The following is a 19,520-nucleotide window of genomic DNA, read 5'->3' on the forward strand; positions in this document are numbered from 1 at the left end:
GGGGGGAAAATCAGACAACAAAGGATTCGGTGATGCTGATTTCACCCAGAATCACTTGTAGACTAAAATGGGTTCCGGGTTCAACTTTAAAGGGTCGCAATTGAATACAGACATCTTGACCTCTCGATTCCACCTCCTGGAGAACCTCTCCCGGATCAGACTGTAAAATAAGTTTCAGGTGAGGGGACAAATACGACTCACCCATCGCCGGATAGACTTGCACAAAGAGACTAATTCTGCCATCCGTTTCCTGGGTTAATGCCACCAGCAGGGCAATCATTTTGGTTCCCAATTGTAGCCCCAAATCCAGCAACTTTGCCCGCATCACATCAGCTTCTGGCAGTAATTGTAGTCCCCGTTCTCCCCTAGGGGTTATCGAGGCTAACTCGCCCCTAAATTGGGGTTGTAGATTAGATTTAGCGCCAAAGAACTGTTCAATCGCCTGCCACCCTTCATCAAAAATCTGCTCAAACCATTGACCCAAATTCAACTGAGAAACCGGGCGCTGAGGGGATGAAGGGTTGGTGGTTGTTTCCAGTAAGGATTCTACATCTTGCCAATCAGTTTCAAACACATTTTCTAACCACTGACTCAGGCGAACTTGGGGTTGTGTCAGACTGTCGAGATGGTCTAATAAAGCATCGACAGATTCGAGTTGATGCCAGAATAATTCACCCGTACCCGCCGTTTTAGTAAATCCCAGAAGTGTGGCTCTTTTTGTCTGTTGATTAATGTCTACAACAATATAGCCAATGCGTTCATCTTGCACTTCCAGGGGAATCGGGCAGAGTGGCACAGTGGAGGATGGCATCGGTGTCTCCAAGTCTTTAATGATTTCTGAGAGAACCGGGCGACATTCCACTTTACCCAATCCCGTCACCATTAAATCAGCCACATCCTCACACATCCGTACCACGGGATTCCAGCTATCACTTTGCTGCAAATTGGTGTCAATTCCCATTAATTGTAAATAGTCATGCACCGCCTGTACTGCCAGGGTATTCAGATAAACCTGTTCAGATTTTTGTGGATTGGGAATTGCCGCCGCAAATTGTTCAGCCGTCTGAATGGCATGGCGGGTAATCGGCATAGGTAAGACTGTTTCATTGAGCATTTGCAGGTTAGCCATAATAGGTTACACTCCGTCCACGAAGTCGGGAACTAGAAATAAACTGAACTCTTTTAGGATGTCTAAACATTAGCGATAAATAAAGGCAAGCTTTTCACCCTCATCCCCTAACCTCTTCTTATCCCCCCTCTTCCCTTTTTAGATCCCCCTCTTCCCTTTTTAGATCCCCCTCTTCCCTTTTAGATCCCCCTCCCGTCCCCCTTCAAAAGGGGGAAGCCAGAGGATGCTTCGCTTTTTTTTGCACGGGGGGTAAAAGAAGGAGAACCAGCACAGAAGAACGCTTCTAGCATCACAGAAAAGAATACCCTCTCCCCCAGCCCCTCTCCCCTGGTGGGAGAGGGGCTGGGGGAGAGGGGGTTTTAAGTGGACATGGATGAGTAACATAGCGCGTTTGGGAGTTGAATAAACAAACAAATAACCAATTACAAATACCCCTGAGATTCAGCAAATTGTCGCAAACGAGGGCGGCATTGTTTTTTGTAAAAGCCAGCCAACGTTGGCAGGGAACAGTTAAACTCATCGGCTAGGGTTTTCCAACTGGTTTCTGGCGGTAAGCGACGTAGAATTAACACTTGACAGGTTATATCCGGACGTCCTTTAATATGAACGCTACTTAACTCCCCATCCGGATCAGTTTCTACCCAATGGCGGGTTTCTTCTAGAATCGGGGGAATATCAGGATCAGCCGCTATATTCTCGATAAAATTAAGGGTTTCCTGTTCATCAGATTGAGGAAAAGTTCGCCATTTCTTCTCTACTTGCGCCTGCGATCGCAAATCTTGCAGCCGCCGCTTGAGATACCAATTCAACCAAGTTGTGACACTCCCGCGACTGGGGTCATACTGCCCGCCTCTGGGGGCTTCACAGAGATTCCGGCACAGATGTTGCCACATCATTTGCAGCGCATCTTCATAATACGGTGCGTAGCCCCGCCAAAGCTTACCGGATTTGTGAATCAGCCGAATAAGCTGACTTAACCCTTTTCGTCGCTGGTTGCTATTCGGGGGATGCTTGCAGGTTTCCTGAACAAGCTGACTCATTTGTTCCTCGATAGTCGGACGATGACTCGACTCTAAATCCCCAGGTTGGTTGTCGGGTAAGCGGTTATCAGACGTTGACGGGTTGAACTCTTCAGTCATAACGCGCCTCATGATTCGATGCAAACCTGTCCCTACTCTTAGTTATCCCTTAGAATTGGAAATTTTTTGTCGAATCCTCAAATTTTCTGGGGGTTAGTGTGAAGTTTTGTAAAAAAAACTGCATATAGACAAAAAAGAGAGACCCAGTAAATGACAGGTAAACAGAAAGATGTCACCGCCAAGGAAACGTAGAGACTCCTGCGGTGGAACCTCTGGCAGATGGGGAAGGGCTGTAGAGACGTGATGCCAGAAGCGTCTGGAAAGAACCATCACCCTCTGATACCTTTTGATACCTTTTGATACCATCTGCCAGAAATAAGGCGATTGAACTTGATACCTTGCGGGGGGTTCTGAAGCCAAAAACTCCGTTCTAATGAACTTAGTTCTCTATCGTAATTTTAAGGAAACGAATTCTATGAACCGTTTAGATGTAGCGACAAGCAAACCAACAGCCACTCAACCGTCTCCAGCATCCAGCACCAAGGCGCGATCGCACAATAGTGTTTTCCGATGGCTGACGAGTTTTTGGAATGGTTTATTCGGGTCAAAATCACCCCCTGATCACCAATCCCTGGATGACAAGTCTCCAATATTGCTGCAAGCCTTTATCCTCGAACCCATGTATACTCCCAGTGGTTTGGTGGATGGCATCGATGAGACACCCGACTTAGCGACAATGGATATTGATACCCCTGAACTTCCAGAATTGGGTGAAGAGTGGGATATCTCAGATGAGGATAGTCAAACCTTTAGCAATATGGATGGGGATGTCGATGTAACCCCAGAAGATGCTGATAGTAGTGCTGAAATGACGCCAGAAACGCCACTGTTAACGGATCAACTGGAAGACATTCCCTTTATCAATCCCACCTTTGAGTCTGGCACATTCACCGTCGGTGAAACTGGGGAAGTAAGTATTGATTTCCTCTTTGATGGTGGGGGATATGAAGGTGAACTCGCTGTCTTTAGTTTAGAGGGGATGGAGGAGTTTGAACCGGGTTCGGAGGCGTTTATTCAGGAAGCGGCGTCTCGTGCGTTGAGTGATTCAGAATTAGGTCATGTGGTGATTAGTGACCAAACCGAAGGGGCGCGGTTCGTTGGTGAATTAGGAGAAAGTGACCGAAATTCTGGAGAGTATTTGGGAGTTAAAACAGTCCAAATGCGTCCAGGGGATGAGTTTGGCTTCATGCTGGTTCCCAATAATACAGTGCAACGGGTGTTTGATAATCCCGATGTGGGAGGGGCGGCGCGTCCCCTATTTTCTATGGCGACAGCGAATCCAGATGATGCGTTTCATGTCGGGCAAATTGCCGATGTCACCGGGGATGGAAGTACCTTTGTGATGGAAGATTTGCGGGTGGATACCCAGTCGGATGGGGATTATAACGATGTTATTTTCCAGGTGCGCGGGGCGACGGGTGAAGCGGCTTTAATGGATGAGGTGATTGAGTCTGGAAAGGATTGGCGGGAGACGGATTTGGGTCAAGCGTTGATTGATTATGCCGAACCTTATATTACGCCGGATACGCCTGATGATGGCGGACTATTAACCGATGAATTGGTCGGAGAATCTCCAACCGATGACATCCCAGTCGATGAGAGTGAAATCGTCACCGAACCCACGACTGAAGAATCAACCGATGTCGCTACCGATGAACCTGTTAACAATAGTGAAATCGTCACCGAACCCACGACTGAAGAATCAACAAATGTTGTTATCGATGAACCTGTTAACACCAGTGAAATTATCGCCGAACCCACAACAGATCCTGAACTGGCTGAACCTGTCCAGAATGAGTTTCCTCCAGAAAATCAGCCGTTAGTCGGCATTATTGATACAGGCTTCAGTGACAATAATCCTGATATTGACTATAGCCGAATCAGTTTAGGGCAAGACCGGATTGATGGCGATAATAACCCTCTGATGGAAGCTGGTGAGGGGAATGAACATGGCACTCATGTGTTAGGTACTATTGGGGCGACTCAAGATAACGATATTGGTATTGATGGGATTAACGATGATGCGCCAATTTGGGTTGGGCGTGCTGTGGGTTCCGGTCAATGGGCAGAATCATTAGTTGAATTTGTCGATGCGGCTCAAGAATCGGGGCAACCCAATGCTGTGGTTAATTTGAGTATGGATTTAACTCAAATTGATGCGGATGGAAATGTTACCACTCGTTATGAGTTTACCCCTGTAGAAATGGCAGCGTTAGAATATGCTCGCCAAAATAATGTTTTAGTGGCAGTGGCGGCTGGAAATGACGGCGGAGTCATGTCGGCTTTAGGACAAGCCTCCCAACAATTTGATAACATCATTACCGTTGGTTCTGCGGAACAAATCGATGGTGAAACCTCAGTTTGGAAAGGGTTTGACCGTGCTAACTATTCAAGTTATGGCAACGGGTTAGATATTGTTGCTGATAGCGGTACATTAGAAAATCCTGTATTGTCCACTGTGGGAAATCATCTGGGAGCAATGGATGGAACCTCCGTGGCAACAGCTCAAGTTACAGGTGCTGTCTCTCAAGTTTGGGCGGCGAACCCTGAGTTAAGTTACCGTCAAGTGATTGACATTCTCAAATCAACGGCGACTGATCTCAAAACGGCAAATCCTGATTTAGAAACCGGGTCAGGATTACTAAACATGGCGGCAGCAATTCATCTGGCTAAGGCAACAAAAGCCGAAGAATACAATCCTGAGTTACAAGTTGTTCCGATTAGTTGGAGTGGCGAAGGAAAAGTAACACCGATGGAACGAGCGGTTCGTTATCGTTATGAAATGAAAGCCGATGACACCCTTTGGGGAATTGCTCAACGGGAGTTAGGGAATGGAAATCGTTGGACAGAAATCACCAAAGATTCAGCCGGAAATGTACCCTTTACCAGTGACGAAGCAACCCAATTACCTGTAGGTCAAGTGGTTTATATACCGGGGAATGACCCCAATCCGCAACCCGAACCTGAACCTGAACCTGAACCTGAACCTGAACCTGAACCTGAACCTCAACCCAATCCAGAGCAAGTCAAACAAGCCGCCTTAACTAATTTCTTGCAGGTATTTGGTACGTCTGGTAGTTCCTCTTGGGTGAACTTCCTCAAGCAGATATTTGAGAAGTTCTACAAGAATCCTGATGAAACACTAAATTCTCAAGCACCGCAACAAGGAACAGGCACGTCCTCAACACCTAAACCTCAACCTACGCCGACTCAAAATGTCAAGACACTAGCTGGGAAGAAAATTATCTTAGATCCCGGACATGGAATCGACAACAATGGATTTGATCCTGGTGCGAGTGGGAATGGAACAACAGAAGCTGTCGAAAACTTACATCAAGCTAAGATTGTTGCTGACCATTTACGACAACTTGGTGCCGAGGTAAACGTGTTAGATGAACGCTTATCTCTGGCACAAATTGGTCAACGGGCGGCGGGACATGATATTTTTGTCTCGTTACACCAAAATGCATTTAACAGTAATGCTCAAGGGCATGAAGTCTTTTCCCATCCCAATGCGCCAGCTAAAGATGCTGAACTCGCCAAAGCGATTAATAGTGAGTTAGATGCGATTTTCCCAGACACCATCATTCCTAATCGGGGTGTGAAGACAGCGAATTTCTCTGTTCTGCGAAATGCGCCAACGAATGTTCCCGCCGTTCTGGTTGAATCTTTATTTATCGATGCAGCCGGAATGAGTCGTGCCAATGTGGAGAAAGCGGCTACTGCGGTGGCGCGTGGGATTGAGAAATTCTTGACAGGTAACGCAACAGGTTCTACGCCTCCACCGAGTAAGCCTGCACCTACACCAAAACCGAATCCATCTCCGACAAAATCGGGTGTCGTGAATTCTAAGGTAGGCTCTATATCGTTGAATTTCCGTGCTGATTCTTATGTGGGTGCAACGATTATCGGGTCACTCTCAAAGGGAACCTCTCTGAAGATTTTGAAATCGGTTACGGGAGGAAGCTACACGACACCGACGGGGAGTTCTCGTAAGGATTGGTATCAGGTAGAAGCTAATGGCAAAAAAGGGTATGTTGCGGCGTATTATGTTGATGTAACTTCTGACAATCCATCACCGAGTCAACCTTCAGGGTTCCATGCAGAATCTTTTTCTGGCTGGGTTGGTCCCGAAATTGGAGTCGCGCTTCGCAATAGTCCGAAGCATTCAGATCGGAGTGGTTTAGCGGAACCTTATAAAAAGACACTCCATTTTGACGGATGGAAGTATGGAGAGTCTGTAACTGACATCTGGACAGGTAAATCTGATGCGCTGTGGTATCGTTACTGGAGTAATGGGAAGGCTTATTGGGTTCCCAGTGCTTACATTTTTGGCTATCCCAAATCTAAACCGCCAATTCAACCTGGGGGAAATCCGGGTGGTGGAACGACAAGCAAGCCAGGACATGTTAATTCCAGTATCGGTCTGCATTTCCGTCGTAGCCCTTCTGTAAGTGGAGCGAGGATTAGTACGTTGCCAAATGGAACTAATTTAACCATTTTGGAAACAGTTTCTGGGGGTGCTTACTCTCCGGATAATCGGACAGATTGGTACAGGGTGAAGGTTGGAAATACTGTTGGTTATGTTGCTGCTTACTATGTGAAGCAAGGGAGCAATAGTGGTGGAGGTGGTTCCAATACAACGTTGCATTCAAACCCAACGCCTTCTAATCCATTACGAGGATTTGTTCATCCACTTAGCGGTAAAGGTAACATTACCCAAGGGAACAACGGCTCTACGTCTCATAGTGGTCGCTCGGCTTACGCTTATGATTATGGAGTTGGGATTGGCACTCCGGTGTACGCAATGCGTAGCGGCCAAGTTGTCCAAGTTGTAGATGCTTATCCTGATACTGGTGGCGGTGAGTGGAATAAAAATCGTGCTAACTATGTTGTGATACAGCATGAAAATGGGTATCGTTCTGCCTATTTACACCTGAAACAAGGATTTAGCAACTCTACAGGAGTTTACAAAGGTAAGTCTGTTAGTGCAGGTCAACTCATTGGTTACAGTGGTAATTCCGGATGGAGTTATGGACCTCACTTGCATGTAGAAGTACATACTGGTAATTGGGGAAACACCGTTCCATTCAAAATTGGTTAATTCCAATCTGAAAGGGTTGCGTTACACGGGTGCAATATTAACTCAAATTCGGCGTAATTAATTCCATCGAATAGTACACTCTACCCGATCGCGTCTTCTCTATCCCCAGCGTGCGATCGCCCTTTCCCTCCCGGTTTGCACTAATTCCTGATCAAAAGAGCGATCGCCTAAAACACACACCTCCATTTTGAGTCAGGGCGGGTTTTGTTGAAACCTTATCACAAACATCAAAATTAAACGCCTAAACCCGCCCCTACAACTACCTGGACTCCCACGCGATCGCACTCCCCCTCCCGGTTAGCGCCAATCCCTGATCAAAAGAGCGATCGCCTAAAACATACCTCCATTTTGAGTCAGGGCGGGTTTTGTTGAAACCTTATCACAAACATCAAAATTAAGCGGCTAAACCCGCCCCTACAACTACCTAGACTCCCACGCGATCGCCCTTTCCCTCCCGGTTTGCACTAATTCCTGATCAAAAGAGCGATCGCCTAAAACACACCTCCATTTTGAGCCAGGGCGGGTTTTGTTGAAACCTTATCACACAAATATCCGGAACCAACAAACTATGGATAACAACTGGATTTGTCCCGATATAACAACTTACTGGAAACTCAGTCAACAACGAGACTCCAGCCAATTCATCCTCCACACCCCAGATAACCACCATCACCATCAATTCTCTCCCACTGAAGCCCAAGCCCTGCGCTATTTCACTGGACACTATACCGTCAACCAAATCCAACAGAAACTCAGCGAAACCCTGCCCCCCAATTTCGTCACAAAACTCCTGCAAAAATTAATCACCCTCAACATCCTCGCCTTAGAACCCTCCCACCTAAACCAACCCAACCCTACCCCATCCTCCCACCCAAATCCCAATTCACCCCATCTCAAACCCAGCCTGCAATGGATTCAACACACCGATAACTATTGGATACTTCGTAACCCCGAAGATAGAACCTTTCTCCAACTCAACAATCAAACCAAAACCGTCATTAATGAACTCGAACACCTCTCCCCCAATGCTATTTGCCAAACCTATAACATTCCCCCCAACCAACTGCGAATCCTCCTCCAACAACTCGCCGCCACCGCCATGCTAGAAGGAACCAAACCCCCGAAACCCCGCCGAGGTAAATTCACACCCCTACAACTCTTATATTTCCGCATTCCCCTCTTCAATCCTGATCCTTGGTTAAGCCGTCATGTTGAGAACCTGTCCTGGATTTGGACAAAGCAGTTTGCTCTCACATTAGGTCTATTTTTAACCGTTTCCTTAATCATTGGACTGCACCAACGCCAGGAAATATTAGCGATTGGACAAAAACTAATCACCACACAAGGTAGCAACTTATTTCTCCCTTTTATTCTCCTCGCCTTACTCGTTGTTTCCCTCCATGAACTCGGTCATGCCTTCACCCTAAAACATTATGCCAATCAAGTTCCTCACCTGAATCTGCAAGTCTCAGAAATGGGAGTATTTTTCATGTTCCTCATGCCTGCGGCGTATACAAATACCAGTGATGCCTATTGTCTAGTTAAACACTATCAACGAGTTCTGGTTGTCGCGGCTGGGGTTCTCTGTCAACTGATTATTGCCGCGATCGCGCTTTGGTTATGGAATGGTTCTGTATCTGGAAGTTGGCTATTTACCACCAGTTATCTATTAATGGGGGCGGCATTATTTACCGTTGCCCTTAACCTCAATCCTTTGGCTAAATTTGACGGCTATTATCTCGCCGTTGCCCTGACTGGGATTAACAATTTACGCAGTCGTTCATTTAAATTTTACGGCAATTTACTGCGACGAAAACCCATCCAAGAACGTCTCCGCGACGCCTTGATTCTGGCAGCTTATGCCCCATTTAGTTTTATCTATCTGCAATTCGTTTTCGGATTTATTCTCTATCGAGTCATCGGCTGGAGTTTTGCCAATATTCCGACTCTAGCGATGAGTTTGTTGGTTCTCTGGGCGATTTATTTCTATTTTCCCCGCGATCAATGATTGGTATTTATGCGGCGTTGATTCGGGGCAGGTTTAGTTCCATCAGGGTGAGAGACGAAAGGATACAGCTTTTTGCGCTGTAATAAAGTACAGTAAATCAAAGTCCCCCTTTTTAAGGGGGATTTAGGGGGATCGACAATGTACCGCATAGCAGAGCAAACTGCTGTAATTGTGAAACCCGCCCCTACAGGAAAACAAAATTATTGTTACCTCTGGGTAAGGTAAGAAATGATAATAATGACACCCGCCACGACAAAAAAAAATTAAATTGAGGATTATTTCATCATGAACCCTTCCATTAATTCCCGCCAAAATCAACTCAAAGTTGTACCCCCACAACCTAAACCCCCGGTACAACCAGCATCAGATTCACCCGCTTTGCCAAAACCGGAAAAACGCCCCTCTGTCAACCTGAAAAAATGGCTCCTAATTACCGCAATTATCGCAGGTGTCGGATACGTTACCTTTATCCCCGAATTCCCCCATTCTGTACGCGGAGAAGCCGATATCACCTCTACCTCCAACGCCCGCCAAGATGTTACCTTAAAAGTGGCTGGTGTGATTAAACAAATCTATGTCAAACCCAATCAACCTGTCCGCAAAGGTGATAAACTCGTACAATTAGAAAGCCAAGAGATCGAAAGCGCGATCGCTAATGCCCAAACTGAACTGGGAAAGCCCAATCCGCCCTACAGACGCCTTACGATTAGTTGAAGATTTACAAGCAAACCAGGCTGAAATGCTAGTCTTAGAAGACAATGCCCGTCAAGCGGCAAATAGAATCCAACACGAACTGGCTAGCATCCACCAAGGCAATTCTCCCCCCCAAATTCAAGCATTAGAACGGGATATTGAAGGACTTTACCAGAAAAAAGAACAACTTTCTGCCAGTCTCAAAATTCGCCAGCAGCGTCTGAAAACCATTAAAGCTGTGAACCAAGAAGCGGGAAGTTCTGTGATTCCAGCGATTCGGGTTGATGAACTCCTAGATGATACCTATAGCCGCCAAGGGGAACTCGCTGAACTCACCAGTTTAATTGACAGAAAACAAGCCCAAATTCAATCCATTGTCAAGGAACTTAACGATAAATTAACCCGCGCCAAAGCGGAATTAAACGCCGCCACCGCCGCCAGAATATCCGTTGAAGAAAATCTTAACGCCGCCCAACTTGTGGTTAAGGATCGTCAACGACAAATCCAGGAATTAGCCGCAGAAGTTCAGCGTCAACTCTCCCGGCGAGACCAACTAATTTTAGTCGCCGATACAACCGGAACTGTCACCACCGAAGACTTAGACTTGCTGGAAAATACTTGGCATCCTGCGGGTCAAAAAATCATGGAAATTGTGGATTTATCAGACTTGACAGTAATTGCCAAGATTCGCCAAGAAGATGAAAAGTTTATCCTCCAAGGCGATCAAGTCAAGTTCTACAAACAAGGAGAACTGCAACCCTATACCACGGCGGTGGAAAATATTTCCTCAGCCCTGAAATCTGATGAAAACCAAATCAAACCCATCTGGACAGTACGACTTTCAATTACCAATGATGAGACAAATCCGATGAAACCGGGAATGACAGGCTATGTCGCCATCGAAACTCGACCGATGACCCTATTTGCTAAACTTAAGCATGAAGTCCTCAAAGTTATGCGTCCAATTTTTATCTGAAAATATCCCAAGTAAATTAAACAGGATGCCCATCTCGCCGCCACTTTAATTGTTATATAACCTCAAAGAAATGAAACTCTCACGCGGCAACATTAATTTTTGTAAATAAACACATTATAAGCCAATTGTTCAGTTAGCTTTGATATATAACTTTTTTCCATACGCAGACGGGAGTAGTCTATATGAATCGGAAGCAATTTTTTGGGATTGTTTATCTCGGCTTGGCAACAATGATTCCCTTGGGGATAATCAGCAGTAACCCAGTTAATGGGCAGACAGGGATAAACCTAAGTACATTTCGCAGCACAGCTTTGTCTCAGCACAATACCTATCGGAACACCCATAATAGTCCAGATATGACTCTGAGTGATTCCCTGAATGACAGCGCTCAAAATTGGGCAGATTATCTGGCAACGAATGGCGTGTTTGAACACAGTAACTCGTCGGGTGTGGGAGAAAACATATATGTGTCCTACACGACAGCATCGTCTGTAGACGCCGCTAACCTGGCGAACCAAGCGGTTACAAGTTGGTACAACGAGGTTTCAGATTATGACTATGCCAATCCTGGGTTTTCTTCAGAAACAGGGCATTTTACCCAGGTGGTTTGGAAGAATAGCACCCAGTTAGGATGTGGTGAAGCACGGGGGGTTGAAACGATTCAAGGGAATCAGTATAATGCCTTCTATGTGGTTTGCCAATATGCGCCTGCAGGTAATGTGATGGGACAGTTTCCCGATAATGTTATGGCACCGTAATTATTGTGACTTGTCACGGTATGTGGTGTCATGAAGGGAGGTAAGTTTTCACCCTTCACTTCGTAAAGAAGGCATGGCACTTAGTCGGGGCGGGTTTAGTGACATCAGGATAACAACAAATTTTAGGAGTTAAACCAGCCTCTACAAAAGGGTGGATTTAGTGACATCAGGATAACAACAAATTTTAGGAGTTAAACCAGCCTCTACAAAAGGGTGGATTTAGTGACATCAGGATAACAACAAATTTTAGGAGTTAAACCAGCCTCTACAAAAGGGTGGATTTAGTGACATTAATGTGACAAAAAATGTTACACCAAATCAGCGTTAGGCACCCCTGTTATAACCCAGTCCGCGTAGGCGGACTTTGTTTGTGTAGCAGCGATTTTAATCGCCGTGGTAAATGAGGTTTACAAAGGCTCACCCCTACCAAAAGGGCGGGTTTAGTTACATCAGGGTGACAACAAACGTTAGTAGTTAAACCCGCCCCTACTTCCGATTTTAATCGCCGTGGTAAAAGGGGGTGACAAACATCTATGCAGGTAACGTCCAAATTAAATAGGATGCCCATATCGCCGCGACTACAGCCAGAATAACTAACCATAACGGATAATGGGCGCGACTGACTTTCCCGTCTGATGTACTCAATGTCTCCACATCAATCCACGGCGTCACCCCCCGCCGAAACCAACCCATTACTGTCACCGATTCACCGACTAAATCACTGGGGCGAGTACCCAGGGGGAGTAAGTTACCCAGAGAACCTAAAATTGAAAAGTAATGCAGTTTAACTAACCCGCTATCGGTTTCGATAATTAAATCCACGCCTAACCAATTCTGCAATCCCCGTCGCCCTAAAAGTTTACCTGTAAATTCCACAGGTTGATGGGTAGAGGGTAACGCATTCGGATCAGCGAGCATTTGTTCTAAGCTGGGTTGGTGACGAATCGCCGCAGGTTTGATATCGGGAAAGTAACGATTAATCCAGAGAATAATACTTAAACTAAACGCAATCAGAATACAAGCATCGAGAAATGACCCGGCGTTGTGTAACCAGATTAGCCGCCAGAATCCAGTTATCCACCAGCGAGATAGCCAATCACTAAGAATACCAAGTAACCAGAACCCCACTTGTAACACAATACCAACAACGAATCCGGTTAATATGACACTTTGGAATAAGGGAAAGGCTTTATAACTATCAATCAGTTTCAACCAGCGTGTTTTATTATCCCGTATGGGTGGTGGTGGTATGGGTAAATCTAATTCTGTCCCCAGTTGCCAATGAAGAGCATAACGGGCGCATAAATGCAAGCGATCGCCTAATAAAGGATGCGCGGCTGTAATAATTAACCAGTGGCGGTAAGGGTTGGTGCATTCCCACTGTAAAACCCGTTCAAAGGGAACATGGGGTGAACAACTGCTTAGGAGTAATCCTTGTCGGTATCCTACAGGTAATACTAAATCAAAGCTATCCCACAAGGGGCGGGTTTGTTCGGCTTGATGGATTGCATCACTCATCCCTAAGCCGATTTTCAATAACGCCCGGGTTAACCCATTGGGATTTCCAGTGGTTTCTATCGCCACGCGATCGCTATAGTAAATTCTAATCCGGGAAAACCATAGCAGGGGGAGGCGCAGTAGCCAGTAAGTGGCGTAACCTAAGCTAGAAATAATACTCGATATTCCTAAACACAGAGGCGGTAAGACTCGTTGGGTGGCGGGATATTTTCCCCGAATCCATTCCGCTAACTGTTCTCCCCCTTGAGCTACATATAGATAAAAGAGATAGGGAAACTGGAGAATTAATGTGCCTAGAGAACTTAAGATAAAGTCCCTGTTTACAATATGCCCTAACTGAGCCGCATAAATCGTAGCAATTTCATCGTCAGCCAGTTGTGTCAATAACCCCTCACTGACGACAATTCGAGCGGTGCGCGGTAAATTCCCATACGCTATCGCTAACGGCGCTTCTGTGGGTAAAATACCCAACGTCGGTAACGGTAAACGGCGTTGACGACAAAACCGTTGGATCACTTTAGCTGATTCCGAGGATCGCGCCGCCAGTTGGCTGACAGAAAGCGATTCTAATCCATACACCTGTCTTAATAGCCAATCCATTAACCAGGGAGAGACGATTAGCGTCACAATCGCCAAAACAGCTAAAACCTGAGTGGGATCACGGTAGAACCATTGAATCGGTGATAATAGCGGCAATTGCACCAAGATAGTATTGGTGGTTGCCATCAAAAACTTTAACCAGAAACGCAGCACCCAGGCAAACGCGATCGCACTTCCTGCAACAATTAGCGCCAATTGCGTTAATTTCGGGGGTTTGAACGGACGCCAATTTTCTGCACGCCCTAAGTTGCGAAACCGAGGGCTGGGGGAAAAGACAGAGGGCGCGGAAGGGGGTGTGAACGCCACTGGGAGTTGGGATGAGGGTTGAGGAGATTGTTGGTTTCCCGGAGACTGTTGTTGCGATTTATCTCCTGTAAATAGGCGTTTGGCTGAATCGGTTAATCGCTGTTTAATCGTTCCCGGTTTGGTTGGGGAGGAGGGTGAGTTGAGGGGAACAAATCCCGTAGGATTCGCTGAAGTATCTGCTTCTGGCGTAAACCCCGTCTGATTGGCTGAGGGTGGGGATTCCGCCATGAGTTCCGGTAAGGTGCTTGTCGCCCATTGTTGCACCTTGGGATTGAGATCTTGAGTGAGGGTTTGGCAAAGTGCGATCGCATTTTGGATATCACCACTTTGGCGATAAGCCTTGACGAGGGCGACACTGGCGCGGGAGATAATGGCTTGATCTAACTCAAATTCGCAGACACCTTCCAGATGTGCGATCGCCACATCGTAATTGCCCTGTTTGAGAGCCGCTAAACCAGCATCGAGGGAGGGATTGGGAACAGAAGCCATAATCGTTTCATTCTACCCTGCTCTTTAACGATACGCTCTCTTGCCAGGAATGTTTCATCTGGCGGATTAATCGCGGGGGCTTTCGCGATCGCGTCATTGTAAAGTTTTGTGTAGGGGCGAGTCGCTGCACAAATGTTCGGTGCGAGAATTAACCTATCTCGACTCGCCCCCGTCTAAATGTGTGCGGTTTCAGATAGCCGATAACTGACGGAGGGCGACCCGATATAATTAAAAGTTGGGTTATGTTAATTGGTTACGTATCTTTGCCCCTACGGTGTTTTATCTTAATCAAAAATACCCGAATTTTACCGGGTAATTAATAATTGGCTATACCCGAGGCAGGGCGACCCGATATAATTAAAGGTTGGGTGGTGTTAATTAAATTCGGCGGGTCGCCCCTACAGGGGTGTTATTCCTACAATAAATTCTCCTATTGTAGAAACTCTAAAGGAGGATAAGCAAGAGGAGGCGATTGAAATCGCTGCTACACAAACCAAGTCCGCCTGCGCGGACTAAGTGATAACGGGGGTAGCGTTCCCCAGATTTGGTATGAAAACATACCGCCTTAACCCCGTTAAATTGTCAACTATTTCCCCTCTGGAAACTGTCGCTCTCTCACATCATGACTATAGTCTTGCACCGCCTGAGTAATCATTTGCCGCAAATTCGCATAAACTTTGGCAAAGGGTGGCTGACGTTCCGAAAGTCCCAGTAAATCGGCGGTAACTAATACCTGTCCGTCACAATCGACTCCAGCACCAATACCAATCGTGGGAATGGTTAAGGTTTGTGTAATCTTCCTAGCCAAATCCGCCGGAATATGTTCTAAAACTAGGGCGAAGACACCCGCTTGTTCAAGGGCGATCGCTTCGGCTAAAATCCGCTCTGCTGCTGCTTCTGTTTTCCCTTGCTGACGATAACCCAGAAGATGTACCGACTGCGGTGTCAATCCGACATGACCCATCACCGGAATTCCCGCCGCCGTTAAATAGGCTACCGTTTGGGCTATGGCTGGATGTCCGCCTTCTAATTTCACCGCCTGCGCCCCGGTTTCTTTTAATACCCGACCCGCCGAGTGCATCGCTTGTTGGAGACTTTCTTGATAACTTAAAAAGGGTAAATCGCACACCACGAATGCTTGTTTTACACCCCGACGCACGGCTTTAGCATGGTGCAGCATCTCGTCCAACGTTACGGGTAATGTCGTCTCATACCCCAATGTGACCATTCCCAAGGAATCCCCAACCAGAATAATATCCACTCCCGCCGCATCTAGTAATTGCGCGATCGCATAATCCCAAGCGGTCAAGACGACCAACGGACGCCCTTGTTGTTTCCATTGTTTCAGTTGTTGGATATTGACCATTGGGGGAATTGTGATCCTTGGCGATCCTCGATGACATGGTGTGTGACTGTGTAGGGGCGGGTTTTACCGATAACGTTTAAACTCAAACCACTACCGGAACTAAACCCGCCCCGTCTAAATTATGAATGATGACTTCCCAAATATAATGACAAATGACCAATGACCAATGACCAATGACAAAACACTAAAACGTCTCTGGCGGATTCTTCACAAACGCTAAATGGGGTCTGACTTGACCCGTGGATAGGCTAACCCAGGCTAGCCCTTCCGTTGTTCCCACCCATAATTTATTCCCTACATCTGGGGACAGGGAAAGAATATAGTCTGAGGGAAGATTCGACAGTTCACCCAACACCGCTCCCGTTTCCGCTCGGATTTTTAATAAGCCACCTTCCGTACCCACCCAAACACTCCCATCTAGAGCAAAGCGCACCGCTGTTACACTACGTCCTCGTAAGGGTGTCACCGAACGCGGTTCAGCAAAGGGATTATTGGGGTCAATCACTAACAGACTACTGGGAGTACCCACCCAAAGCTTACCATCGGGTCCTGTGGTTAGGGATTGGACAATGGTTCCGGGTAGATTACCAACCCGCCGAATGATAAAAGCGCTGGCGGTATCGATTTGCACTAATCCTTCTAATGTACCCACCCACAGTTGACCGTCTTCATCTAATGTCAACGCATTGGCGCTAACGCCAGGGAGTTCTTGCACTGTGGTCATTAATAATCCTTGGTCAGGACTAATCATAGCCAAACCGCGATCGCTTCCCACCCAGAGATACCCGCGCCGATCAACTTGTAAGGATAAGACCCGATTTGAGGGTAATGTAAAGTTTTGTGCCGTAACTTCGTTACTCCGAGGATCGACTCGTAACAATCCTTCATAGGTTCCCAGCCAAATTCGTCCGACTCGGTCTTGGGCTAAGGCGTCGATGGTGTAGTTAGGTAAATCAACGCGGGCTTTCAGGCGTCCGGTGTTCGGGTCAAGTCGGGATAATCCTGAGTAGGTTCCCACCCAGAGATCACCTGTGTAGTCGGGTTGCAAAGCGGGGACGCGAAAATCTGTGGGTAGGGGTTCGACTTCTCGTCGCAAGCGTTCAGGAGGTAACGGTTCGCCGCCAGGAGGAGGGGGCGCACCTCGATAGTCGGGGGCTGTTCCTAGTTCGGTTTGAGCTAGGGTCTCTTGGGCTAGCACTAGGGTCGGATCGGTTCCCATCCCGACAGGAGAGATGAGCAGGGTCGCACCGATGAAAAGACGAATCGGGGCATTCAAAGACGCCATGGTGTCTGAGACAATTTGGATAGTTTTTCGAGATCTATATCTATATTAAAGAGTGATGGTACAGCCTGGACTATAGAATCTTTACCTTAATATGTCCCGAATGGGTTCATTTGCAATAAAAATTAACATAAATTTACATTTCGTTGATTTATAACAGTACCTTATACAATTCTCAAGAATATTTGAAGTTAAACTTATTGAATTCTTTGGTATATTAACAACGTTGCTGAAAATTTAACGGGTCTGGCAAGGAGCTGCATGACGTGCTGCTTCGCCAACACGCTATGGTTGTTTAACTTGGCGTGAAATGAATTGCCGGATTAGCTAAAGCCAGAAGGGAAGAGAAAACCACGTCAAGCAATCGTTTGTTTGGTGATGTGGGATAATAGCTCTTGACCGATCCGCTCAATAAAAAAATGTCTTGGCTCAGTCAAGTTTTTTGACCCAAAATGGCGGATAATAGGTAATTCAGACACCAAAAACCAACACGAGCAGGTTGGGTGTGGGGATGCACCCAATCGGGGCTAAGTTTCAGAGTCATTTTAGCGATTTTAGGGCTTAACTAAGGGCGTAAAATCGTTAATAATGTTTATGGATTTAGCCTGTCGCAACATTCAGTAGTTCCTAAGGAAGGAAAACATGTCTTACGCTAAAACAAAAACTCAGTCGAAAGCTGGGTATGATGCCGGGGTCAAGGATTATAAATTAACGTATTATACTCCGGATTACACTCCTAAAGATACAGATATTCTGGCAGCTTTCCGCATGACTCCGCAGCCGGGAGTTCCCCCAGAAGAAGCGGGTGCGGCGGTAGCAGCAGAGTCTTCCACCGGGACATGGACAACGGTATGGACAGACCTGTTGACTGACCTGGATCGCTACAAAGGTCGTTGCTATGAAGTTGAGCCAGTTCGTGGGGAAGATAATCAGTATATCTGCTACGTCGCCTACCCCTTGGATCTGTTTGAAGAGGGTTCTGTAACCAACATGCTGACCTCCATCGTGGGGAACGTGTTTGGGTTTAAAGCCCTGAAAGCCCTGCGTCTAGAAGATATGCGGATTCCCGTCGCTTATCTGAAGACGTTCCAAGGACCGCCTCACGGTATCGTGGTTGAGCGCGATAAGTTGAATAAGTATGGGCGTCCTCTGTTGGGTTGTACGATTAAGCCCAAGTTAGGTTTGTCGGCGAAGAACTATGGTCGTGCCGTTTATGAGTGTCTGCGCGGTGGTCTAGACTTCACCAAAGACGACGAAAACATTAACTCCCAGCCCTTCATGCGCTGGCGCGATCGCTTCCTGTTTGTGCAAGAGGCAATTGAAAAAGCCCAAGCCGAAACCGGTGAAGTGAAAGGTCACTACCTGAATGTCACCGCCCCCACCTGCGAACAAATGATGGAGCGGGCTGAGTTCGCCAAAGAACTGGGTACGCCGATCGTCATGCATGATTACCTGACAGGTGGCTTCACCGCGAACACCACCTTGGCAAAATGGTGCCGTAGCAATGGTGTACTCTTGCACATCCACCGGGCAATGCACGCGGTAATTGACCGTCAGAAGATCCACGGTATTCACTTCCGGGTGCTGGCGAAGTGCTTACGGATGTCCGGTGGTGACCACCTCCACTCCGGTACTGTGGTTGGTAAGCTCGAAGGTGAAAAAGGCATCACCATGGGCTTTGTTGACCTAATGCGGGAAGATCATATCGAACGCGATCGCGAACGCGGTATTTACTTCACCCAAGACTGGGCATCTATGCCCGGTGTCATGCCTGTGGCTTCTGGTGGTATCCACGTTTGGCACATGCCAGCACTGGTGGAAATCTTTGGCGATGATTCCTGCCTGCAATTCGGTGGTGGTACCCTGGGTCACCCATGGGGCAATGCTCCCGGTGCAACGGCTAACCGTGTCGCCTTAGAAGCCTGCATTCAAGCCCGTAATGAAGGACGCAACCTGATGCGTGAAGGTGGCGATGTTATCCGCGAAGCGGCTAAATGGAGTCCTGAATTAGCGGCGGCTTGCGAACTTTGGAAGGAAATCAAGTTCGAGTATGAAGCGGTTGATACCGTCTGATTCTGTATGAAGTGTGAAGTATGAAGTGTGTAACTTCATACTTCATTATTGATACTTCATCGGATTAGAGGGCTGGGAT

11 protein-coding genes are annotated in these 19,520 nt (G+C 46.9%); 6 read left to right on the top strand and 5 right to left on the bottom strand.

The window, feature by feature from the left end:
* Positions 1-10: 10 nt before the first annotated feature.
* Together MC7420_RS01475 and MC7420_RS01480 are read right to left on the bottom strand one after the other, a co-directional pair.
* Positions 11-1,129 (bottom strand): DUF1822 family protein, encoded by a 1,119-nt coding sequence (locus tag MC7420_RS01475; protein ID WP_044204253.1) that lies wholly within the window; start codon positions 1,127-1,129, stop codon positions 11-13.
* A gap of 422 nt (positions 1,130-1,551) precedes the next feature.
* Positions 1,552-2,268 carry a hypothetical protein gene (locus MC7420_RS01480; RefSeq protein ID WP_006098070.1) on the bottom strand — a complete coding sequence of 239 codons (717 nt, stop codon included), beginning with the start codon at positions 2,266-2,268 and terminating at the stop codon, positions 1,552-1,554.
* Between the two features lie 415 nt (positions 2,269-2,683).
* On the opposite strand from MC7420_RS01480, the gene MC7420_RS41050 reads away from it, so the two are divergent.
* From MC7420_RS41050 to MC7420_RS01505, 5 genes are all read left to right on the top strand, one after another.
* A complete protein-coding gene (locus tag MC7420_RS41050; RefSeq protein ID WP_198016346.1) occupies positions 2,684-7,372 on the top strand; it encodes a S8 family serine peptidase in 4,689 nt (1,562 codons plus the stop codon).
* A 568-nt stretch (positions 7,373-7,940) separates the two neighbouring features.
* On the top strand, positions 7,941-9,380 hold the full coding sequence (locus MC7420_RS01490) for a M50 family metallopeptidase (protein WP_006097996.1): 1,440 nt from the start codon (positions 7,941-7,943) through the stop codon (positions 9,378-9,380).
* Between the two features lie 285 nt (positions 9,381-9,665).
* Positions 9,666-10,094: a biotin/lipoyl-binding protein gene (locus tag MC7420_RS01495; protein WP_006098045.1), complete on the top strand. Its 429-nt coding sequence runs from the start codon at positions 9,666-9,668 to the stop codon at positions 10,092-10,094.
* Positions 10,036-11,049: an HlyD family efflux transporter periplasmic adaptor subunit gene (locus tag MC7420_RS01500; protein WP_083798884.1), complete on the top strand. Its 1,014-nt coding sequence runs from the start codon at positions 10,036-10,038 to the stop codon at positions 11,047-11,049. Before MC7420_RS01495 ends, MC7420_RS01500 begins: the two co-directional genes overlap by 59 nt.
* A gap of 182 nt (positions 11,050-11,231) precedes the next feature.
* A complete protein-coding gene (locus tag MC7420_RS01505; protein WP_006097799.1) occupies positions 11,232-11,807 on the top strand; it encodes a CAP family protein in 576 nt (191 codons plus the stop codon).
* Positions 11,808-12,338: 531 nt separating this feature from the next.
* On the opposite strand, the gene MC7420_RS01510 is transcribed toward MC7420_RS01505, so the two are convergent.
* The 3 genes from MC7420_RS01510 to MC7420_RS01520 form a co-directional block, all read right to left on the bottom strand.
* Positions 12,339-14,720: a zinc metalloprotease HtpX gene (locus tag MC7420_RS01510; RefSeq protein ID WP_006098087.1), complete on the bottom strand. Its 2,382-nt coding sequence runs from the start codon at positions 14,718-14,720 to the stop codon at positions 12,339-12,341.
* A 586-nt stretch (positions 14,721-15,306) separates the two neighbouring features.
* On the bottom strand, positions 15,307-16,086 hold the full coding sequence (gene panB, locus MC7420_RS01515; protein ID WP_006098010.1) for a 3-methyl-2-oxobutanoate hydroxymethyltransferase: 780 nt from the start codon (positions 16,084-16,086) through the stop codon (positions 15,307-15,309).
* A gap of 184 nt (positions 16,087-16,270) precedes the next feature.
* The gene (locus MC7420_RS01520) at positions 16,271-17,371 is read right to left on the bottom strand and encodes a ligand-binding sensor domain-containing protein (RefSeq protein WP_006098159.1); all 1,101 of its coding nucleotides are present in this window, start codon (positions 17,369-17,371) and stop codon (positions 16,271-16,273) included.
* A 639-nt stretch (positions 17,372-18,010) separates the two neighbouring features.
* On the opposite strand from MC7420_RS01520, the gene MC7420_RS01525 reads away from it, so the two are divergent.
* Entirely contained in the window at positions 18,011-19,441 is a 1,431-nt protein-coding gene (locus MC7420_RS01525) for a form I ribulose bisphosphate carboxylase large subunit (RefSeq protein ID WP_006098099.1), read from the top strand.
* Positions 19,442-19,520: the final 79 nt, after the last annotated feature.

The organism is Coleofasciculus chthonoplastes PCC 7420 (assembly GCF_000155555.1).
Taxonomy (GTDB): Bacteria; Cyanobacteriota; Cyanobacteriia; order Cyanobacteriales; family Coleofasciculaceae; genus Coleofasciculus; species Coleofasciculus chthonoplastes_A.